Source organism: Rhizobacter sp. P2_H3 (assembly GCF_056403355.1).
On record NZ_JBFUFQ010000388.1, the window covers coordinates 1 to 3,174 of the forward strand.

A 3,174-nucleotide genomic window follows, 5' to 3' on the forward strand; every position below is an offset into this window, starting at 1 on the left:
ATCACCTACCCGTCGGGCCGGGTGCTGGTGATCACGCGCGACACCGGCGAGCTCATCGGCATGAGCCTGGCGAAAGACGCAGGCAGCGCGCCTGTCCCGCTGATCAGCAACGTGAAGTGGGAACCCTTCGGCCCGGTGAGCGGCTGGGACTGGCACATGACAAGCGGCCTGATGAACCACACGCGGCTGTTCGACCTGGGCGGGCGCATCGTGCGCTACCCGCTCGGCAACGTGCTGCGCGACGTGAGCTACGACGCCGCCGACCGCATCAGCGGCTTCACGCACCTGCTGGCGAGTGACGGCTCGGCGCAACCCGCGCTGGACCAGAGCTTCGGGTACGACGGGAACAGCCGCCTCACCAGCATCACCGCCTCGGCATCGAGTTGGTCGATCGCCTACGACCCGAACGGCACCCGCACGAGCGTGAGCCTGAACGGCAGCGCAAGTGAGTACACGACCGAGGCGACGAGCAACCGACTGACGAACATCACGAACCCAGCTCGCAGCTTCGGGTACGACAACGCCGGCAACACGACCAGCGACAGCGTGGGCTACACGGCGACCTACGGCCTGAACGGCTCGATCGCGAGCATCACGAAGACAGGGGTGACCGGCAGCTACGACTACAGCGCAGAGCGCCGGCGCATCCGCAAAGTGACGAGCACGGGCGAGACGGTGATCTTCGTGTACGACCTCAAGGGGCAACTGCTCGGGGAATACGACCAGGCCGGCAAGGCGATCCGCGAATACGTGTGGCTGGACAGCATCCCGGTGGCGATGTTCATACCGGACCCGGCCAATGCGAACAACCCGCCACTCATCTACTACATCCACACGGATCACCTGAATGCGCCGCGCATCGTTGTGGACCAGAACGGAGCCAAGCGCTGGCGCTGGCTGGCCGAGCCGTTCGGGACGACGGCACCGGAGACGAATCCCGATGGGCTCGGGGCCTTCACGCAGAATCTGCGATTCCCGGGGCAGTATGCGGATGCAGAGTCGGGGCTTTGGTACAACTACTTCCGCAGCTACGACAGCTCGAAAGGTAGCTATGCGCAGAGCGACCCAATAGGGTTATCCGGTGGGAGTTGGTCAACGTACTCTTATGTCAACGGGAGCCCAATCGGCTTCATAGATCCACAGGGCTTGGCCTATTTTGGCATGCGACCTCTCAACGGCATGCCAACTATGATCTTGAATTTCGCATTGGGCAGATGGCAAGTCGCTCACGAGAATCTTTTTTTGAAGATGGCGCTTCACCTGATAATCTTGGGTACTCCCCATCCGGGGTGACACCAGACCCCTTCCCCGGTGGCTACATTGAAACCGATGGCGGTTACAACGACTGCGTAATGAGGTTGGCCGTAGCAATGAATATGTGGCCGGCACCAAAATACAGTCTGCTCTGCAACAATTGCCAAGCCTGGGCCGCCGCCGTCAGGCTTTCCTATAACAGATTGATCAACGATCCAGCCACTCGAGCCAAATGTAAATGCGATAAAAAACCTGAACCGGCGACGAGAACGCTGCCGGCATCATCATCATTCGGTATTGGACAGTCGAGAGCTACCTACGATCCGGTTCAGGACAGATGGACGACGGAACCAAGCCCCTTTGGCTTTGGTGGCTTACCCCCGCCTTGGTGGGAACTGATTCTTCTACCATGACCGCAGGGGCGACTGCTGTCGTTGTGGCCGCTGAACTCATCTCTTTGCTCACAATCCTTTTGGGCGCGCAATGATATTCAATGCACTTGCTTCAAGGCCACGCCTTCGCAGATTTGCAACCTTCTTTGCCCCCAAAGGGGCTAATTCGCACATATTCGACGTTGAACTCATCGAGGAGAACGGAGTTTTTCGAGCCTCCCATTCATTTCGACATGAATTGGCTGGATGGCATCAACTGGGATTGATTGTCGAGCATCACATAGAGAACCCGATCCAGCAACCTATCCTGCTGGACGTGAACTGCGATCTTCATCTTCCAGAAAAATCCGTCACATTGCTTCATGGCAAGGCGCCGCTCACCACCCCTTGGTGGTCGGGGTCTGAAAGCAATGGATTTCGATTGAAGATGTACGCAGTTCCGGACGATGCGCCCAGAGACGTAGACATGACGCTGAAATTTACGGCAGAGGGGCCGAAGCTTCGCGAGAAGTACGGTCGGATCCAAGTCTTCATCGCACCGCTGAATGTGTGGTGAGAGCTACTCAAGAATGAGCCGACTTGGCGAGAGCATTGAAAACACATCGATTCCCCACAAGGAAAACAAATGAGCGAACGACGCGTTCATGCATCTCTGATCATAAAGAGCGATGACCTCCAGGCCGAATACATTGCAGAAATGATGAAGCCGCTGCCAGGATCAACGCAGTCGAAAGGCAAGCCAGTATTCTCTCGGCCGAATGCAAGTCTGGCACGTCATTCAAGTTGGATGCTATCGACGGAGCATGCCTCTACCGGGCTTGATGAACACTCGCCAATTTCCGAGCACATCGGGTGGCTGCCTGGACTTCTCGATGGGAAACAACAAGTCATTGATGAGTTGGCCAACAATTGCGACGTCGAAATATCATGCTTTGTATCCACAGCCTCCACGAATTTCTGGTTTGATGTCCCACATGGCATCGTCAAGAAATTGGCTGAGCAGAAAATTGACCTTGTATTCGATGCGTATGCCTACTGATCATTCCTGGCTTCTCCGCCATTTCTGACACAGCCGCGCCTGCACGCTCACCGCAACAACTGCAGCAACGTCTCCATGTCGACCGGCTTCACCAGGTGCTCGTCGAAGCCGTGCGCCGCCGACTTGAGCCGGTCTTCCGCCTGCCCGTAGCCGGTCAGCGCGATCAGCCTCAGCGCGCTGCCCCCGTCCTTCGCGCGAATGCGCTGCGCGAGCTCGTAGCCGTCCATCACCGGCAGCCCGATGTCGAGCACCGCGATGTCCACCATCTGCTGCTCCAGCAGTTGCAGCGCCGACGGCCCGTCGTGCGCCACCAGCGGCACATGGCCCAGCGCCTCCAGCAAGGTGGCCATCGTCGTCGCCGCGTCCTGGTTGTCGTCGACGATCAGCACGCGCCGCACGCTGCCCTGCGTGGCAACGCGCCAGCCATCCGTGCCGGCCGGCGCCTGCGCCTGCGCACCGGCCACCTGCAGCGGCAGCCGCAGCATGAAC

4 protein-coding genes are annotated in these 3,174 nt (G+C 58.8%); 3 read left to right on the forward strand and 1 reads right to left on the reverse strand.

Annotation, left to right across the window (positions count from 1 at the left end; genetic code table 11):
- The 3 genes from AC1D1T_RS31330 to AC1D1T_RS31340 form a co-directional block, all read left to right on the forward strand.
- The coding region (locus AC1D1T_RS31330) for an RHS repeat domain-containing protein (protein ID WP_477993262.1) at positions 1 to 1,293 on the forward strand (1,293 nt) is incomplete at its 5' end.
- Between the two features lie 444 nt (positions 1,294 to 1,737).
- Positions 1,738 to 2,202, forward strand: coding sequence for a hypothetical protein (locus AC1D1T_RS31335; RefSeq protein WP_477993264.1), 465 nt, complete (start codon positions 1,738 to 1,740; stop codon positions 2,200 to 2,202).
- Positions 2,203 to 2,271: 69 nt separating this feature from the next.
- A complete protein-coding gene (locus AC1D1T_RS31340; RefSeq protein WP_477845493.1) occupies positions 2,272 to 2,685 on the forward strand; it encodes a DUF4279 domain-containing protein in 414 nt (137 codons plus the stop codon).
- Between the two features lie 47 nt (positions 2,686 to 2,732).
- On the opposite strand, the gene AC1D1T_RS31345 is transcribed toward AC1D1T_RS31340, so the two are convergent.
- A partial coding sequence (locus AC1D1T_RS31345) for a response regulator (RefSeq protein WP_477993266.1) occupies positions 2,733 to 3,174 on the reverse strand: 442 nt, incomplete at its 5' end.

Coding starts and splice junctions, on each gene's coding strand:
- AC1D1T_RS31335 (WP_477993264.1), top strand. CDS start 1,738: ATGATATTCAATGCACTTGCTTCAAGGCCACGCCTTCGCAGATTTGCA.
- AC1D1T_RS31340 (WP_477845493.1), top strand. CDS start 2,272: ATGAGCGAACGACGCGTTCATGCATCTCTGATCATAAAGAGCGATGAC.